Raw genomic sequence first — 16,775 nt, 5'->3', positions numbered from 1 at the left:
TCCGCGGGCACACCGTAAGCCGCAACCCTAGCTAACGCGCGGTCTGTTACGTCTTACATTGTGTGCTGTTCCCGCAGGAGTCACCGCTTCCGCTACCAACAACTAGTGAACACTTCTGAATTTTTATTTATTGCAAAAGCAAGAATAGCTAAGTTCTCCATATAGCAAAAATTTATGAACACCTTTCCTCTGTTCCTTAAATTTTTTTAGTTATGCCCCAGTCTCTTTATTTTATATAGTATATTGCAGATAAAATGGATAACTTTGATTGTGCTTATACCTTAACTAGTTTAATGCTATTAACATTATCCTTTTGATGGTATAAAATAGGCATAGAAAGATGAAATGGGTGGTTTTTTTGGTTTCTTCTAAAGATGTAGCAAAGTATGCCGGTGTTTCACAGACAACTGTTTCACGAGTGTTAAATACTCCTGAACTCGTGAAACCGAAAACATTAAAAAAAGTCATGGAGGCAATTGAACAATTAAATTATGTCCCAAACGATATTGCAAGATCACTTGTACAACAAAAGACAGGGATAATTACTTTAATTTCTGGACCTTTGCATAATCCATTTTTTGTCGATACAACAACCGAAATTGTAAATTATGCAAATGCCAGAGGTTATAAGGTAAACGTGTATTTTGGAACGGAAGATAATCTAGCGACTATTTACAATTCCGTGTTAGAAACAAAGGTGGATGCGATTATTTTATCATCTATAAGGTATACGGATCCATTATTTTATAAACTTGAAAAACTGGAGATACCTTTTATTATGTTTAATCGTAAACATCAAGAAAATAGACATTTTGTAGAAATAGATAATATAGAAGCAGGCTATTTAGCGACTAATCATCTACTGACTTTAGGACATACGGACCTTTGTTGGATAGGGGGTCCCCATGAAATGAGTACGTTTTTGGGAAGATATGAGGGTTTTAAAAAGGCGTTAGTAGAGGCGGGCATAGCAATAAATACAGTGCCGACATTTTTTACAAATACGAGCAAAGGTGATATAAAACGAGTGTTTGAAGAACTATTGCTGCTATCTCCAAGACCGACAGCAATTTGCGCTGCAACAGATGCTATTGCCATTGAAATACTCAACCAATGCTTAGAACAAGGATTGGATATTCCTAACGATTTTAATGTAATTGGAATTGATAATGTAGAGCTGAGTAAACATCAATCTATTTCTTTGACGACAGTTGGCATCAAATCAGAAAAAAATTTAGGGTTTTTAGCGATTGAGAAATTATTTGATGTAATGGAGAAAAAAAGTACTTGCATCCAGCAAACAGAATCTGTTAAACTTTTCCCAAGAAACACAACAGGTAAAAAAATGAACTGATGAGTGTCAGTTTATTTTTTTATACTAGAATGGTTACGTATTCATTTCTTTATTTTCTGAAATGAATACGTAACCATAAAAAGGGAGTGAGGATTTGAAGAAACATTTACTGTTGAATGGTGAGTGGCGTATGACGGATCAATATTTAGATGTTTACGCCCCGTATTCAAAAGAATTAATTGGTCAGTTTGCGGTAGCAACTGAGATTGATGTGCAACAGGCAATTGAGTCCGCACATGCAGCTACTTCAAAAATGGCAATGTTAACAGCAATTCAGAGAGCTCAAATTTTGGAACAATTATCGAATTTATTTGCTGAGCATCGAGAAGAAGCGGCTACTATTATTTCGTTAGAATCTGCAAAGCCACTTAAGTATGCAGTTGCAGAAATAGACCGAACAATTGAAACATATAAATTTGCCGCTGAAGAAGCGAAGCGCCTTGCAGGTGAATTGATTCCGATGGATGCTTCAAAAGGTGGAGAAGGGCGCTTTGCTTATACGTTGAGGGAACCGATTGGCGTTATAGCGGCAATTACGCCATTTAATTTCCCTCAAAATCTTGTCGCACATAAAGTCGGCCCAGCATTAGCGGCAGGAAATACAATTGTGTTAAAACCGGCAACACAAACGGCACTATCTGCACATTTTTTAGCAAAATTACTTGCGCAAACAGACTTGCCTGCAGGTGCATTTAATTTAGTTACGGGCTCTGGAAAACTCATCGGGGATACATTTTTAGCACATCCACAAGTGAAAATGATTACATTTACAGGCAGTCCAGCAGTAGGTATCTCCCTTCGTAATCGAGCAGGATTGAAAAAGGTAACGTTAGAACTTGGTTCTAATGCGGGAGTAATTGTCGATGGAGGTGTTCCATTAGAAAACATAATGGATCGTATTGTAATGGGAGCGTTTTCAAACCAAGGTCAAGTATGTATTTCCTTGCAACGTATTTATGTTATGGACAATGTTCTTGATTCGTTTTTAAAACAGTTTACAGAAAAAATTATCCAACTAAAGTTAGGGAATCCGCTTGACCCAAAAACAGATTTAACAACAATGATTTCAGAAACTGAACAACAACGTGCATATGCTTGGATTCAAGAGGCAGTAAATGAAGGGGCACAAATTATTACTGGAGGTCGGATTGAAAACAATATTTTATTACCTACAGTCCTTTATAATGTACCATCTCACAGCCGCGTTTCCTGTGAAGAGATTTTCGCGCCTGTCGTTATCATTAACACTGTGTCCACAATAGATGAAGCAATCGAAGCAATAAATGATTCGAATTATGGTCTACAAGCTGGCATCTTTACTACATCTATTGAAACAGCGTTTAAGGCATCCAAAAAATTACAAGTAGGTGGTGTCATTATAAATGATGTACCTACATACCGAGTAGATCATATGCCATATGGAGGAGTAAAAGACAGTGGAACAGGTAAGGAAGGTATTAAATATGCAATCGAAGAAATGACCGAAATGAAACTAGTTATTTGGAATAACAACTAATAATGAAATGGGGATGTTTGTAAAATGAAGATGATAAACAAGCACGCTAAACTATTTGTTATGGATAATGGAACGATGCGCATGGATAAAAACTATATGATTGCAATGCATAATCCAGCAACGATTGATCACCCGAATCAACCAAATGAATTTGTTGAATTTCCGGTTTATACAGTTTTAATTGATCATCCAGAAGGAAAAATTTTATTTGATACAGCATGTAATCCAAACTCAATGGGACCCGAAGGAAGGTGGGGTGAATTTACACAAAAAGCATTCCCTATTAATATGCCAGAGGAATGCTATTTACATCATCGGTTAGAAGAATTAAAAGTTCGCCCAGAGGATATTAAATATGTAGTTGCTTCACATCTTCATTTAGATCATGCAGGTTGTTTAGAACTTTTTACAAATGCAACGATCATTGTGCAGGAAGATGAATTTAATGGAACGTTACAAACATACGCGAGAAATGTTAAGGATGGTGCGTATGTTTGGGGTGATATAGATATGTGGATTAAAAACAACTTACAGTGGCGCCTAATCAAACGTGGTGAAGATAATGTGAAACTTGCAGAAGGTATAAATATATTGAATTTTGGTAGTGGGCATGCTTGGGGTATGCTAGGCTTGCATATTAATATGCCGGAAACAGGGGGAATCATTTTAGCGTCAGACGCTATTTACACAGCTGAAAGCTTTGGACCACCGGTTAAGCCTCCTGGTATTATCTATGATTCAGTAGGTTATAACTCAACTGTTGAACGAATTCGAAGATTAGCAAATGAAACAAATTCACAAGTATGGTTCGGCCATGACCCCGTGCAATTTAAATCATTTAGAAAATCAACAGAAGGCTATTATGAATAGATAGGAGTATAACGAACATGAGTAAACTTACCTTTACTCCTACAAACTATATAGGTTGGGGGAGTCTACAGCATTTACTTGTAGAAGTAAAAAAATTCGAAGCAAAGAATATATTAATCGTAACGGACCCGTTGTTAAAAGAGTTAGGTATAGTGGAGCATATTAATAAGCCTTTACAAGAGAATGGTTATCGTACGACCCTTTATACTGACATTGCTCCAGAGCCACCTCTTGTAATTGGGGAACAACTGGTAGACTATACAAGAAAGCATCAATTTGATTTAGTTATCGGATTAGGTGGCGGAAGTGCATTAGATTTAGCAAAGCTAGCTGCCGTATTAGCTACTCATGACGGCAAAGTCGCTGATTATTTAAATTTAACAGGTACAAAAACACTTGAAAATAAAGGGCTTCCCAAAATTCTAATTCCAACAACTTCGGGTACAGGGTCGGAAGTTACAAATATTTCGGTTTTATCGTTAAAAACGACTAAGGATGTCGTGACACATGATTATTTACTAGCTGATGTAGCCATTGTAGATCCAGAATTAACAATTTCTTTACCATCAAAGGTAACGGCTGCTACGGGCGTTGACGCGTTAACACACGCAATTGAAGCATATGTTTCAATTAATGCAAATGAAGTGACAGATGGTCTTGCACTTCAAGCGATTAAATTAATTAGTAGTTCAATTCGTACAGCGGTACATGACGGTAAGAATAAGCAAGCGCGCTCAGATATGAGTTATGGCAGTTATTTAGCAGGCTTAGCATTTTTTAATGCAGGTGTAGCAGGGGTGCATGCTTTGGCTTATCCTCTTGGTGGTCAATACCATATTGCACATGGAGATTCGAACGCTGTATTACTACCATACGTTATGGGCTATATTCGTCAAAGTTGCGAAAAACGCATGAAGGATATTTTAGATGCAATGGGATTGTCATCTAGTTATTTATCGCAAGAAGATGCTTCCTTTAAATGTGTAGTGGCATTACAGCAACTAATAAAGGATGTAAATATTCCTTCAACTTTGAAAGGGTTTGCCATACCGGAATTAGCACTTGAACAATTAACGGATGATGCCACGAAACAGACAAGAATTTTAGCGCGAAGTCCGATGCCGTTGAATCGAGAAGATATTTTGGCTATCTATCGCGCAGCATTTGATGGGGAAATTCGCGAACCGAAACGACAAACAATGTAGACAATAAATGAAAAGGGCCGTATCAATGGATACAGCCCTTCATTATTTATTAAGCTTCAGCACCAGGTGTAAATGTTCGTGTAGCTAATTCCGCATCAAGCATAAAGATAGCATTGGAATCATTTTCAATGCGTTCAATTTTTCGGATTAATGTATCGAACGTTGATTCTTCTTCTACTTGCTCATCAATGAACCATTTTAAAAATGCCATTGTTGCGTGTTCACGTTCATCTAATGCAATATCGGATAAGTTGTAGATACGACGCGTTACTTCTTTTTCATGTGACAAAGCTGTTTTAAAGGCATGCAAAATAGAGTTGAAATGATTTTCTGGACTGTCAAAGCCATGGATTGTTGCACGATAGCCCATATCACTTAAAAAATTATAAAATTTCATTGCATGGAAACGTTCTTCTTCTGCTTGCACTAAAAAGAAATTAGCAAACCCATCGTAATCTTGATCTGTGCAAAATGCAGCCATTGCCATATAGGCATGCGCGGAGTAAAATTCAAAATTCATTTGTTCGTTAAGTGCTGTGTGTAGTTTTTCTGATAACATAGTAGTTCCTCCCTTTGCAGTAAATACCTTCTACTTCTCATAGTATATAGCGAAAGGTGGTCAACATACAGAAAAAGATATTTTTCGTCATAAATGCTGCAAAATTAAATTGATATTCGTTCTCAATTAGAAGATTTAGTTTTTTAATTTTGGAGAATCGCCACTAAATCATGGGATACCACCACCAAACCAGTACGAATCGCCACTAAACGAACGCAAATCGCCACCAAGCTAGTAAAAGACGCCATCTGTTTTTGGCAAAAAAATTCGCCCAGACGTTGAGTCTAGACGAAATGATACATTATGCTTCTTTCTTTTGGTTTTTGACACCAACTAAGTAGCCGATTAGCGCAATCGCAAGTAACACGATCCAGAATGTTGCTTTCCACATTGTTGAATGTGGGAATTCGTGAGGAATAAAGCCTAATTTTTCATGTGCTAATGTTAAGACTGCTAACTTTACGCCAACCCAACCAACGATTAAAAATGCAGCTGTTTCAAGTGACGGGAATTTTTCTAGTACACGTACGAACCAGCGTGCCGCAAATCGCATCATAACAACCCCGATAATACCACCAAGGAACATAACACCGAATTGTCCTGCATTAATACCACCGACATCGAAATTACCTAAGTGCGGCAATGTCACAGCGATTGCTACTGCAGCTAGAATGGAGTCTACTGCAAAAGCAATGTCCGCTAGTTCTACTTTAATAACGGTCATCCAGAAACCAGATTGTTTTTTAGGTTCTTTAATTTCATCTGATTCTCCGGCGGCTTTCCGCGAATCGTAAATATGTTTAATTGACATGAATAACAAGTAAGCAGCACCTAATGCCTGAATTTGCCAGAAATTCACGAGTGTTGTAATTAAGAATAGTGCGGCAAAACGGAAAACGAATGCACCAACTAATCCGTATAATAATGCCTTTTGTTGTTGTGCTTTTGGTAAATGTTTTACCATCACGGCCATTACGACCGCGTTATCTGCTGCTAACAGACCTTCTAGTACAATTAATACGACAAGTACCCAAGCGTATTCTAATAAAATCGCTTCCAAATATGTTTCCTCCTTTGTTGTGGACAGAAATGAATAATATGCTCTTTCCTATTTTTAATTTTAGGCAAAAGAAAAAGACCCATGCCTAAAAAATAGGCAAAGGTCTTGCTAAGCAATTATTTGGAAGCTCCAAATAATAATTTGTACCAATAATTTCTAGTACAGTACTCATCTATGTAGGAAATTAGATGAGTTTGCTATCACACCCGATGGCTGCTACCATGTAATGACGAATGTGAAATCAGATGTATCGCTCACATCTGCTAGCTACTCCCCTTTGACAAAAATGTCAAAAGCTATTCAATTCTTCTTACTAAGGATTATAGCACGTTGTTCGCAAAAAGCAAATAGAAATGTAATGGTATACTAAATTTTTTCCTAATTTTTCTCATGAGTGGTACTATATGATGATAAGTGAATTTTTTTAACAACTTAGAGGGGAGACGTATATGTATAAAAAGTTTTTTTCATACTACAAACCACATAAACGATTATTTGCTATTGATTTTTCCAGTGCCATTGTCGTAGCAATACTAGAGCTAGCCTTTCCTTTAGCTGTACAATGGTTTATTGACAAGCTACTTCCTACAGGAGATTGGGGCATGATTGTTAAAGTGAGTATTTTACTATTACTAGTATATGCTCTTAGTACAGTACTAAACTTTATCGTCAATTACCTAGGGCATAAACTTGGCATCAATATTGAAACCGATATGCGACAGGAGCTATTTAATCATGTACAGCGTCAATCATTCCGTTTTTTTGATAATACAAAAACGGGTCATATTATGAGTCGAATTACGAATGATTTATTTGATATAGGAGAGTTTGCTCACCATGGACCAGAGGATTTATTCATTGCCATCATGACATTTTTGGGCGCTTTCGTCATTATGTTTAATATCAATCCAACACTTGCGCTCATAGCAGCTATTATGGTGCCATTTTTAATGTGGCTTGTTACGGTTAGTAACATCAAGATGAATAATGCATGGAAAACGTTGTACGGAAAAATTGCAGATGTCAACGGTCGCGTAGAGGATAGTGTGTCTGGTGTACGCGTTGTGAAATCATTTACAAATGAAGCATTTGAAATGGAGCGTTTTAAGGAACAAAATAGCTATTTCCGTTCAGCAAAATTATACGCCTATAAAATTATGGCAGGGGCGCATTCAAGCATCTATATGATGACTCGTTTGTTAACATTAGTAGTCCTAGTTGTGGGCGCATGGTTAAGCTTTAATGGGAAATTATCGTATGGGGGACTTGTCAGCTTCGTTTTGTATACGAATGTTCTGATTAAACCTATTGATAAAATTAGTGCTTTGCTAGAACTGTATCCAAAAGGTATGGCAGGCTTTAAGCGCTTTCGTGAGTTGATAGAGCAGGAGCCTGAAGTTCAGGATCGAGACGATGCACAACCAGTTACACATTTATGCGGGGACATATCATTTAAAAATGTCGATTTTAATTATGATGCGTCTAAAGCTGTTTTAAAAGATATTTCATTTGATGTACGGGCAGGCCAAACAATTGCCTTTGTAGGACCATCGGGTGCAGGGAAAACTACTATATGTTCTTTAATTCCAAGGTTTTATGATGTCCATCATGGAGCCATTACGATTGATGGTTTGGATGTGCGAGATATGACTCAAGCCTCTCTTCGCGCACAAATTGGTATTGTCCAACAGGATGTCTTTTTATTTACAGGAACAATTCGAGAAAACATTGCGTATGGACGTTTAGGAGCAAGTGATGAAGAGGTTCAGGAAGCTGCTAAAAGAGCTCATCTCGAGTCCTTTATTGCTGAATTGCCAGATGGTTATGAAACACAAATTGGTGAGCGTGGCTTAAAGTTATCAGGCGGGCAAAAGCAACGTATTGCTATTGCTCGTATGTTCTTGAAAAATCCACCGATTTTAATTTTAGACGAAGCAACCTCTGCATTAGATACCGAAACGGAAATGATTATCCAACAGTCGTTAGCAGAGCTTGCTGAAAATCGAACAACGCTTATTATTGCACACCGCCTTGCGACCATCCGCAATGCAGATCGTGTGCTCGTTGTAACACAAAATGGGATTGAAGAGGACGGCACGTATGAGGAATTAGTTGCACAAGATGGTATTTTTGCTAAACTTCATCATATTCAATTTCGCAAAGCCGAAAGTGAAAGAGTCATTCAACCAATTGAAAGTTAAGTAGAATGTAAGATTATAAAGTAAATAGGCATCGAATGTGAATTATTCGATGCCTTAGATTTATTTTACAACTATTTTCTAATTGTTTCTGTATAAGATCCTCTGCCAGGATTTATTTTGTAAACATTTACATGAATATTGCGTATGGAATCTTCAGTTAACTCTATTTTTCCATTTTTTTCTAATTTTTTCCACAGTTTAACGTCTTTGCGGTAAAGTCTTTCAGATAAACGGTAAATATCTGTATCCAACGCAATAGCTTCCTTAAACGTTTCTCTTACCTCTTTTTCCACTTGTTTTTCGATCTCTTTCTGAATTTCTTTCGTAGTGATTTTTTTTGTAATACCTAGAACGCTGGTTGCCTCTAATTTGATTTCGATATCAAATTGTACATTTTCGTTTTTTACGATAGGTGTAATATGAACTTTTATATGTTCCAAAGCAACGGTTACATAGGAATTTTCACCTTCACCAATTTGCCCTGTGATTTCACTGCGCATTGTTTCATTGGTCATCCATTTGACACCGTTAGCTTTATTTTGTGTGAGAGACCCTTTATAGCCTTCATTCGATAAGAGGGCAACACCCTTTATTTCTATAGATTCAGCCTGTCCTTTCGACGTTTCCCATCCTTTATCAATTGAGACGAGAGGTAAATACACTTCATGACTAGGCTCATTTAGACCGATGACCAATTTTCGAACATTAATCGGTGTTACAAAAGATTCTTGCCTAAACGAATTTAATGGATCACCGAGTTTCGATAATGTAAGTGCTTTATTATTAATTGGTGTGACGACTAGTAATTCATCGAGTGGCTCTTTTGTGCCATATACCCATATTTGGTATCTCATTTCGCGATAACGCGTTAAAAAGTCAAGTACTTGGTTGACCTTGTCGCTTTTCATTACTTCTTCTGAAAGTATAATGTAGGTAATATGACCCCAAAACGCTTTTTGATCAATGGAATGATATAAATCGAAAAAAGAATCTTCTATTGTTTTACCTTTGGCATGTCCAATTTCAGCTTGTTGAGCTTGCGGATTATTAGGCTGTTCGGATTTGGCTATATTGGCAAAATCAATAATTTGCATATAGGTTTCATAATGACCATCTTTAAAATCTATACCAAGTGCATGAATATAGTACATTCTTTGTGGTTCAGTGACATCCCAACAGCCTGACAGCAGTGTCGTCAGTACTAACAATATACAGAGTATTTTTTTATTCATTTTTATCCTCACTCGTACGTGTTTGATCTTGTGGAGCAATATAGTTCGGGCGTTTAGAGTAACCTTTAGGTGATAAGCGGAAAAGTGTTTTCTTAATGGTTTGCCAGTCTAAATCACCGCCAACTTGCATATAAGAATAACCGAATATTCTTATATTACATAAGTAAAGAAGGGTTACGTATAGGGATATAAAGAAGCCAAATAACCCAAAAAAGCCACTTAACAAAATAAAACCAACACGGAAAATACTAATGGTCGTAACGAGAGATTGGTTGACAAGTGTAAAGGAAGCGATGGTAGAGACAGCAATAATAACGATCATCTCAGGGCTTGTCACACCGGCACGTATGGCTGCATCACCAATAATTAAACCACCAACAACACTTATCGTTCCGCCAATAACAGATGGTAAACGTAGACCCGCTTCTCGAAAGAGCTCAAACATCAGTAGCATTATTAGCATTTCCAATGAAGAGGGAAGAGGTAAACCAGTTCGACCTTGCACAACCGTTGCTAAAAACAGTAAAGGTAATTGATTTTGATGATAAGTCGTTAAGGCAAGCCAAAAAGCAGGTAAGAGCAAACCGATAAGAATACCTGATATACGTAGTAACCGTTCTAGTGAACTAAAAACAATCGGGTATTCATTATCCTCGCCTGATTTTAAGAGTAAAAATAAATTAACCGGTGTGATAACCGCATACGCTACACCATCTACAAAAATAAGAAAACGTCCGCGAATCAATGCTTGAATCGCGAAATCAGGACGTCCTGTATAATCCGTTTTCGGGAAAAATCGCGTATTTTTGTTGACACGCTCCATTAGCAAATCACCGCTAAAGACAATATCTGTATCAACGGATTGTAGCTGTACTTTTATACTATTTAAAATGTCCATGTTGGCGATGTCACCAAAATAAAGTATGGCAACCGTTGTTTTTGAACGTTTTCCCAGTTCCATTTTTTCAACACATAAGGAATTTGTCGGCAGTCGTTTTCTTAATAATGCAATATTGACGGAAATATCTTCAATAAAGTTATCTCGAGGTCCTTTAACAAGTACTTCCATCCGTGTTTCTTCAGGATTACGATTTGGCTTTTTGGCAATATTACTTGCGTAAAGTAGTTCATCGGATTCAAAATAAAGAAGTAAATGGCCAGTATATACGAGTGATATAGCTTCTGATTCTTCTGTTACTTGTTGTAAGTTAGGGATGTGTAACTGGGTATTGATAGCATCTTGCAGTGATGTGTCTGTTAATTTATCAAAAAGAGACTGAACACGCCTTACAATCACGTCATGGAGTAGTTGCTGATCAATCATCGCCTCACAAATGACGAATTGTACTCGATGCTGCTTAAATACATATTCTTGAAAATGAACGTCAGCAGATTTTTCAAATAACTGCTTTAAGCCGTTTAAATCTAAGGACTTTTCTGTTGAAGGCATCAGGTGTCACCACTTTCCGTGTCTTGGTAATCGGCTTTAGACTTGTTTGCTTTTTTTCCTGACATGAAAGCCACAATCATTAAAAAAATGGATAGTAAGAAAAAGAAAATAAACGTAGCTGTTAATATATAATTTCCTTTGAGTTCTAGAAATATGTGCTCATTTAATAATATTAGTGGCAGGCATATGAAAAAGAACGGAAGTGCTACCATTTTCCATATGCGTTGGTGGTCTCCCACCATGCCCAGTAAGTCCGTTACAACATATAAAATAAATCCAACACGAATGAATGTTCCTGTAAGCCATTGATAAATAGAAAGAAAGTCTAAATGTTCTACATAGCGCCCTATAGTTACTAATCCCCATTCTTCGTAAGCAGGATAACGTTGTTTAGCAGCTTCAGTGGGTCCAAATTCTGTAATAGCACCAATAAGTGGTCCCAATGTTAACCCTGCTAGAATTAGTAGCATGATGGCAAAGTGATACCATCGAAGTCGATCTTTAATTTGATGTTGGATAAGTAAAAACATTATTAATTCTGAAAAGCCGGAAGCGGGGTAGATGAGCCCTGATAAGATTGGTTGGAAACCATGCTCAAAAAAAGGCCGTAATAACTCATGGTCCTTCACTTGTAAATTGGTAAACGCGACAAAAAAGCCAAATACGACGACCGCTAATAAAACGAATACATTGACAATAACAATTGTTTGTAAACTAGTCATGACAAGCAAAATACAAAGAGTAACATAAATAGCAAGCAAAATTAACTTTGGTGTTTTAGGTAAAAAGGTTGTATTGATCCACTGTAACGTTTCAATCATTGTAAAGGCTGCAATAATGATGAGAACAATGACAATTGTATAGATGACGATATTCGAGCCGACTTTTCCTATTTTTTGTTTTAGCCAATTTTTTAAAGGTTCTTGTTTTGATTTTCTATGAATATACACTAAAAGAAAGAGCCAAGGAAACATGATTAGTGATGTGAAAATAACGGATAACCAGCTATCTCTTTCTGCAACCTCTAATAATGGAGGCATTATGGTTACGTGATTTTTTAAGCCAATAACTGTCATTGCTAGGAAGACAACATGTAAAATACTAATCGATCCGACATTTTTCATATAAAAACCCTCTAACCTGTTTTGATACATATTAGCATTGACAAAAAGTTGAAGGATTATAAGTTATAAAAAGGCACTATCTCATATACTTGAGATAGTGCCAGCTATTTAATGAATATATTGATTACTTACAAGACTGTTTTGAAGTACGTCCGTTGGAATTTCAAATTCTACTACGCCCATATAACCAGGTGCTACTTCATATTTATCGAATGAAATAATAAGCTTTCCTTTATCCGAAATATAGAATTGTTGTTCAGCGTCTATAGCTTTAAAAACATCCATTAAATCCTCATCAGGCAAGCCTGCACCTTTGACCCAATAGACTTTTTCTTCGTTCGATGCAGCAATTTGTTCACGCATTTGTTCTTTAATATTGTCACTAATGACACGAATATAGCTGTCATCTTTAAATAACATTGGTAGCGTGATTAAAATTTCATTTTGTTTATCAATTGTATCATAATGCATCACTGTTGAAGAAGAACCAACTGTATTGACGATATAACGTCCTATCGATAAAATTTGATCGTTATCTGTTTTAATGTCATAGCCGCTATCTACGCCATAGTGACCACCGCCATTCGCCTTTATATCGCCAACATCTGCAATAAATTCATCGTAAAGCGCTTTTCCTTCTGCACGATACTTTTCATTTAATGTATTGGCAAGCTTTTGATTTTCTAAATTTTCAATAGAAGGAACTTTAATATTTGCTTCATATGTGTCATCTGCCACTTCGTATTCAGTCCAAGTAAGTACTTTTACAACACTTCCGACAACCGGTATTTCCGAAAGGGTACGTGCCATTGCAGGGCTAACGTTTAAGCTAGCGGTAAACAGCATTGCTGCTGCTGCTGTTCCTAGTAACCAGTGTGGCGTTCGATTTTTTTTCTTCTTTTTACTTTGCTTTAGTGCATTTTCAACAACAAAGTCAAGCTCTTTTGGGATTGGTACTTCATCATATTGTTTTTTTAAATCTTTTAATTTTTTATCCATGTGTGGTTTCTCCCTTCCCATCTTGGAGTTGTATTTTTAAAAGTTTTAAGGCTTTATATAGGCGTGATTTTGCTGTGCTCAACTTGATGTCCAATATATTGGCAACATCAGCTAGCTTTAAATCCTCAAAATAATGCAAAATCACTACTTCACGGTACATCTGGGGTAATTCTTCTAACGCATGCTCTAAGTCGATGTCTTCGTAAATATCTTCTTGTGCAGGTGTTAAATATTGAAGAGTGTCGTCGTCTGTTACTTGTAAACGATTATGTTTGCGCAAAAAATCTATTGCTGTTCTTACAACGATTTTGTAAAACCAACTTTTCATATAATCCACGTGTTCTAGTCGATCGAGAGAAAGCATCGCTTTTTGAATGCTGTCTTGTACTATATCGAGTGCATCTTGCTCGTTTTTCGTATAGCTATAGGCTAGCAAATAAAATCGTTCTTTCTGTTCGCGAATTAACTGGACAAACACCTCTTCATGTTGAAATGCATTTCTTGTTTTCATGTCCAAAGAAGCTCCTTTTTAACATTTTCAAATTGTATACAACTACTAGACGTGTGAAAGTGGAGAAAAAGTTGATAGAAAGAAAAAAAACTTACCTCCTGTAAGAGGTAAGAAGCATTTTATGAAAAATAGTCGTATGTATTTTTCAGTAGTAATAGGATTGTTACGACAATAAATAGCTTACGTACATAACTGCTCCCACGTTTAATAGCAAATTTTGAACCAACAATCGCACCTGCAATTTGTGCAAGCCCCATAGCGAAGCCATAAGTATAATGGATCTGCCCTAAGTAGATAAACATTAAAAGTGCTGCAATGTTACTGCCAAAATTCAAAAATTTAGCATTGCCCGCAGATTTTAAAAAGTCAAAGCCTACTATTAAAAAGGAAAATAGTAAGAATGAGCCTGTACCTGGTCCTAAAAAACCATCATAGAAGCCAATTAAAGTAATAATAAAGATGAAACCAGCATATCGTTTAGGTGTTAGCTTATTATATGTAGAAATGCTCCCCCAGTCTTTTTTGAATATTGTATAAACGGCTACAACGGCTAGCATAATTAACATTAACGGTTTTAAAACACTTGGATCGATTAAATGGACAATCCATGCCCCAATCATGGAGCCAATAAAAACAAATGGAAATAGCTTGTAGACGGATTTGATGTCTAATTTTCCAGAACGGTAAAACGTAATGGTACTCGTCAGAGAGCCCATTGTACCGGCAAGTTTATTGGTTGCGACGGCTGCAGAAGGTGGTAATCCTACAAATAAGAGGGCAGGCAATGAAATAAGCCCACCTCCACCAACTACAGAGTCAATAAATGCGGCCAAAAAGCCAAAAATAATAAGAATCAATAAAATATTCAAATCTAAATCAAAAGGCACGAACGTCATCTCTTTTCTATAATAATAATCTGATATTAGCGGAACAAAGAGTGACTGTAAATAGTTTGAAAAAAATTCGAGTACAGCATTTAGTATGGTTCAATTGTGATGGGAATATAAAAAATCTGCAAAATACAAAAATATTCTACTTTATGTAACTATTTTAATGTATTATGAAGAAAATGGTGTTTTTGCGTAAAGGGGACGTGATGACATTTGTCTTTAGGAAATCATTTTCGAATTTTTGTTTGTGTTGTATTTATGGGGGTGCTTGTAGGGTATGTGTTCAATGCAAAAAAGGATATTACCGATAATGTGTACATCGATTCAGTAAAAGAGGGCTATTTAGTTGATTTTACGGATGTGAAAGTGCGTGATGCCTTTAATTATGCTTTTACAGAACCTTATTGGCGTTACTATGAAGCGAAAACGGGTCAACATGTTGTGGAACTTTCGGGGGACATTGTATTTCTAGAGGAAAAGGGACATGCTATTTTGCAATTTGTTGTGAATGAGGAAGCGAATGAATTTAAGCTTTTCGCAATGAAATTTAACGATGAAGTACTGGATTCACAACAAAAAGGAACTCTTATTGGCATGGTGTATGAAACATGGGAAATGAAACAACTCGCTTATCAGTAAGTGCTTTTACTTTGTAAAATAGAATTACTATATTACAGTAGTAAAGAGAGCATACAGACAGAGAGGGTGTTTTCATTGAAGTTAAGTATTTTAGATCAAATTCCTGTACCAAAAGGTCATAGTGCTGAACAGGCATTTTTGCGGACAGAACAATTAGCGCTTTTAGGTGAAGAACTAGGCTTCAATCGTATGTGGTTGGCAGAACATCATAATAGCGCATCACTGGCAAGCTCAGCGCCTGAAATAACAGCGGCTTTTTTAGCTGCGAAAACAAAACGTTTACGAATTGGCACTGGTGGCGTTATGATGATGCATTATTCGCCGTACAAGTTGGCAGAAGTTTTTAAAACATTAAGTGCACTTGCACCGAATCGCATTGACTTTGGTGTTGGCCGTGCACCTGGTGGAGACCATGCATCAATTTATGCACTTGCCGAGGGACGCAGACAGCATTTTGATGAACAATATGATAAACTCGATACTATTTTAAAACTGATGAATAACCAAAAGACTGGCGAATCAGTCTATGATCAAGTTGTTGCATCACCTACTATCAGTCAATTACCAGAAGCGTGGTTGCTTGGCTCAAGCGGTCAAAGTGCCATGCAAGCAGGGCAACGTGGTGTAGGTTATTCGTATGCCCAGTTCTTTACTGGCAATATGTCTAAAGATATTTTTGATACGTATAAATCGTACTTTACACCTTCTTACTATATGGAAAAACCGCAAATTATCGTTACTTATGCGACAACGGTTGCCGATACTTTAGAGGAGGCCGAATACTTAGCAAAGCCAATTGATATTACGCGGCTTCAATTGATGAAGGGACAAATTATCCAAGCGATGTCGCCTGAAGAGGCGCAAGACTATCCATTGACCGAGATGGATAAAATGATGATTGAAAATAATCGTAAAGCCAACATTGTTGGCACACCGAAGGATGTTGCGGCATTTTTAGTAGCTGAACAGGAGCAATATGGCTTTGATGAAGTAATGCTAAACTGCAATCAATATGCGCAGGAAAGTCGCTTAAATTGCTATAAACTACTGGCAAAAGAATTGATTTCACAATAATGTTTTTAATACTATTTAACGGTAATTGCAGAAAATAGGTTATAACAAGGAGCTCTTTGCAAAAAAGCGTAACACGCCAGTACAGAACAAG

15 protein-coding genes are annotated in these 16,775 nt (G+C 36.8%); 7 read left to right on the top strand and 8 right to left on the bottom strand.

What is annotated here, in order from left to right; translation table 11 throughout:
- Positions 1-349 precede the first annotated feature (349 nt).
- From MKY08_RS12785 to MKY08_RS12770, 4 genes are all read left to right on the top strand, one after another.
- A complete protein-coding gene (locus tag MKY08_RS12785) occupies positions 350-1,354 on the top strand; it encodes a LacI family DNA-binding transcriptional regulator (protein ID WP_256093232.1) in 1,005 nt (334 codons plus the stop codon).
- Positions 1,355-1,448: 94 nt separating this feature from the next.
- Positions 1,449-2,870 carry an aldehyde dehydrogenase family protein gene (locus MKY08_RS12780; protein WP_069513180.1) on the top strand — a complete coding sequence of 474 codons (1,422 nt, stop codon included), beginning with the start codon at positions 1,449-1,451 and terminating at the stop codon, positions 2,868-2,870.
- 24 nt (positions 2,871-2,894) lie between these two features.
- Positions 2,895-3,740, top strand: a complete 846-nt coding sequence (locus tag MKY08_RS12775; protein WP_069513181.1) for an N-acyl homoserine lactonase family protein — start codon at positions 2,895-2,897, stop codon at positions 3,738-3,740.
- A gap of 17 nt (positions 3,741-3,757) precedes the next feature.
- Positions 3,758-4,945 (top strand): iron-containing alcohol dehydrogenase, encoded by a 1,188-nt coding sequence (locus MKY08_RS12770; protein ID WP_069513182.1) that lies wholly within the window; start codon positions 3,758-3,760, stop codon positions 4,943-4,945.
- A gap of 49 nt (positions 4,946-4,994) precedes the next feature.
- On the opposite strand, the gene MKY08_RS12765 is transcribed toward MKY08_RS12770, so the two are convergent.
- Together MKY08_RS12765 and MKY08_RS12760 are read right to left on the bottom strand one after the other, a co-directional pair.
- Positions 4,995-5,504: a ferritin gene (locus MKY08_RS12765; protein ID WP_025219855.1), complete on the bottom strand. Its 510-nt coding sequence runs from the start codon at positions 5,502-5,504 to the stop codon at positions 4,995-4,997.
- A 301-nt stretch (positions 5,505-5,805) separates the two neighbouring features.
- Positions 5,806-6,564, bottom strand: a complete 759-nt coding sequence (locus tag MKY08_RS12760) for a TerC family protein (RefSeq protein ID WP_069513183.1) — start codon at positions 6,562-6,564, stop codon at positions 5,806-5,808.
- Positions 6,565-7,013: 449 nt separating this feature from the next.
- On the opposite strand from MKY08_RS12760, the gene MKY08_RS12755 reads away from it, so the two are divergent.
- Positions 7,014-8,765 (top strand): ABC transporter ATP-binding protein, encoded by a 1,752-nt coding sequence (locus tag MKY08_RS12755; protein WP_069513184.1) that lies wholly within the window; start codon positions 7,014-7,016, stop codon positions 8,763-8,765.
- 71 nt (positions 8,766-8,836) lie between these two features.
- Here the strand turns inward: MKY08_RS12755 and MKY08_RS12750 are convergent, their stop codons facing one another.
- From MKY08_RS12750 to MKY08_RS12725, 6 genes are all read right to left on the bottom strand, one after another.
- The gene (locus MKY08_RS12750; RefSeq protein WP_069513185.1) at positions 8,837-9,997 is read right to left on the bottom strand and encodes a Ger(x)C family spore germination protein; all 1,161 of its coding nucleotides are present in this window, start codon (positions 9,995-9,997) and stop codon (positions 8,837-8,839) included.
- Positions 9,990-11,447 carry a spore germination protein gene (locus tag MKY08_RS12745; protein ID WP_069513186.1) on the bottom strand — a complete coding sequence of 486 codons (1,458 nt, stop codon included), beginning with the start codon at positions 11,445-11,447 and terminating at the stop codon, positions 9,990-9,992. The genes MKY08_RS12750 and MKY08_RS12745 overlap by 8 nt, the downstream gene beginning before the upstream one ends.
- Positions 11,447-12,571, bottom strand: a complete 1,125-nt coding sequence (locus tag MKY08_RS12740; RefSeq protein WP_069513187.1) for an endospore germination permease — start codon at positions 12,569-12,571, stop codon at positions 11,447-11,449. Before MKY08_RS12740 ends, MKY08_RS12745 begins: the two co-directional genes overlap by 1 nt.
- 108 nt (positions 12,572-12,679) lie before the next feature.
- Positions 12,680-13,570 carry an RsiV family protein gene (locus MKY08_RS12735; RefSeq protein WP_069513188.1) on the bottom strand — a complete coding sequence of 297 codons (891 nt, stop codon included), beginning with the start codon at positions 13,568-13,570 and terminating at the stop codon, positions 12,680-12,682.
- Positions 13,563-14,081 carry a sigma-70 family RNA polymerase sigma factor gene (locus tag MKY08_RS12730; protein WP_069513189.1) on the bottom strand — a complete coding sequence of 173 codons (519 nt, stop codon included), beginning with the start codon at positions 14,079-14,081 and terminating at the stop codon, positions 13,563-13,565. Before MKY08_RS12730 ends, MKY08_RS12735 begins: the two co-directional genes overlap by 8 nt.
- A gap of 119 nt (positions 14,082-14,200) precedes the next feature.
- Positions 14,201-14,968, bottom strand: a complete 768-nt coding sequence (locus MKY08_RS12725) for a TSUP family transporter (protein WP_069513190.1) — start codon at positions 14,966-14,968, stop codon at positions 14,201-14,203.
- Positions 14,969-15,184: 216 nt separating this feature from the next.
- Between MKY08_RS12725 and MKY08_RS12720 the strand changes: the two genes are divergently transcribed.
- Positions 15,185-15,610, top strand: a complete 426-nt coding sequence (locus MKY08_RS12720; RefSeq protein WP_069513191.1) for a hypothetical protein — start codon at positions 15,185-15,187, stop codon at positions 15,608-15,610.
- 75 nt (positions 15,611-15,685) lie between these two features.
- Positions 15,686-16,684: an LLM class flavin-dependent oxidoreductase gene (locus MKY08_RS12715; RefSeq protein WP_069513192.1), complete on the top strand. Its 999-nt coding sequence runs from the start codon at positions 15,686-15,688 to the stop codon at positions 16,682-16,684.
- Positions 16,685-16,775 lie beyond the last annotated feature (91 nt).

It is taken from the genome of Lysinibacillus sp. FSL M8-0337 (assembly GCF_038593855.1).
In the GTDB taxonomy this organism is placed as follows: domain Bacteria; phylum Bacillota; class Bacilli; order Bacillales_A; family Planococcaceae; genus Lysinibacillus; species Lysinibacillus sphaericus_D.
The sequence above is the reverse complement of the archived record's forward strand: the minus strand, read 5'-3'. Positions and strand labels throughout refer to the sequence as shown.

What these genes read in the sequence shown, in the direction of transcription:
- MKY08_RS12775 (WP_069513181.1), top strand. Translation starts at nt 2,895, where the DNA reads ATGAAGATGATAAACAAGCACGCTAAACTATTTGTTATGGATAATGGA.
- MKY08_RS12755 (WP_069513184.1), top strand. Translation starts at nt 7,014, where the DNA reads ATGTATAAAAAGTTTTTTTCATACTACAAACCACATAAACGATTATTT.
- MKY08_RS12735 (WP_069513188.1), bottom strand. Translation starts at nt 13,570, where the DNA reads ATGGATAAAAAATTAAAAGATTTAAAAAAACAATATGATGAAGTACCA.
- MKY08_RS12765 (WP_025219855.1), bottom strand. Translation starts at nt 5,504, where the DNA reads ATGTTATCAGAAAAACTACACACAGCACTTAACGAACAAATGAATTTT.
- MKY08_RS12745 (WP_069513186.1), bottom strand. Translation starts at nt 11,447, where the DNA reads ATGCCTTCAACAGAAAAGTCCTTAGATTTAAACGGCTTAAAGCAGTTA.
- MKY08_RS12730 (WP_069513189.1), bottom strand. Translation starts at nt 14,081, where the DNA reads ATGAAAACAAGAAATGCATTTCAACATGAAGAGGTGTTTGTCCAGTTA.
- MKY08_RS12750 (WP_069513185.1), bottom strand. Translation starts at nt 9,997, where the DNA reads ATGAATAAAAAAATACTCTGTATATTGTTAGTACTGACGACACTGCTG.
- MKY08_RS12770 (WP_069513182.1), top strand. Translation starts at nt 3,758, where the DNA reads ATGAGTAAACTTACCTTTACTCCTACAAACTATATAGGTTGGGGGAGT.
- MKY08_RS12740 (WP_069513187.1), bottom strand. Translation starts at nt 12,571, where the DNA reads ATGAAAAATGTCGGATCGATTAGTATTTTACATGTTGTCTTCCTAGCA.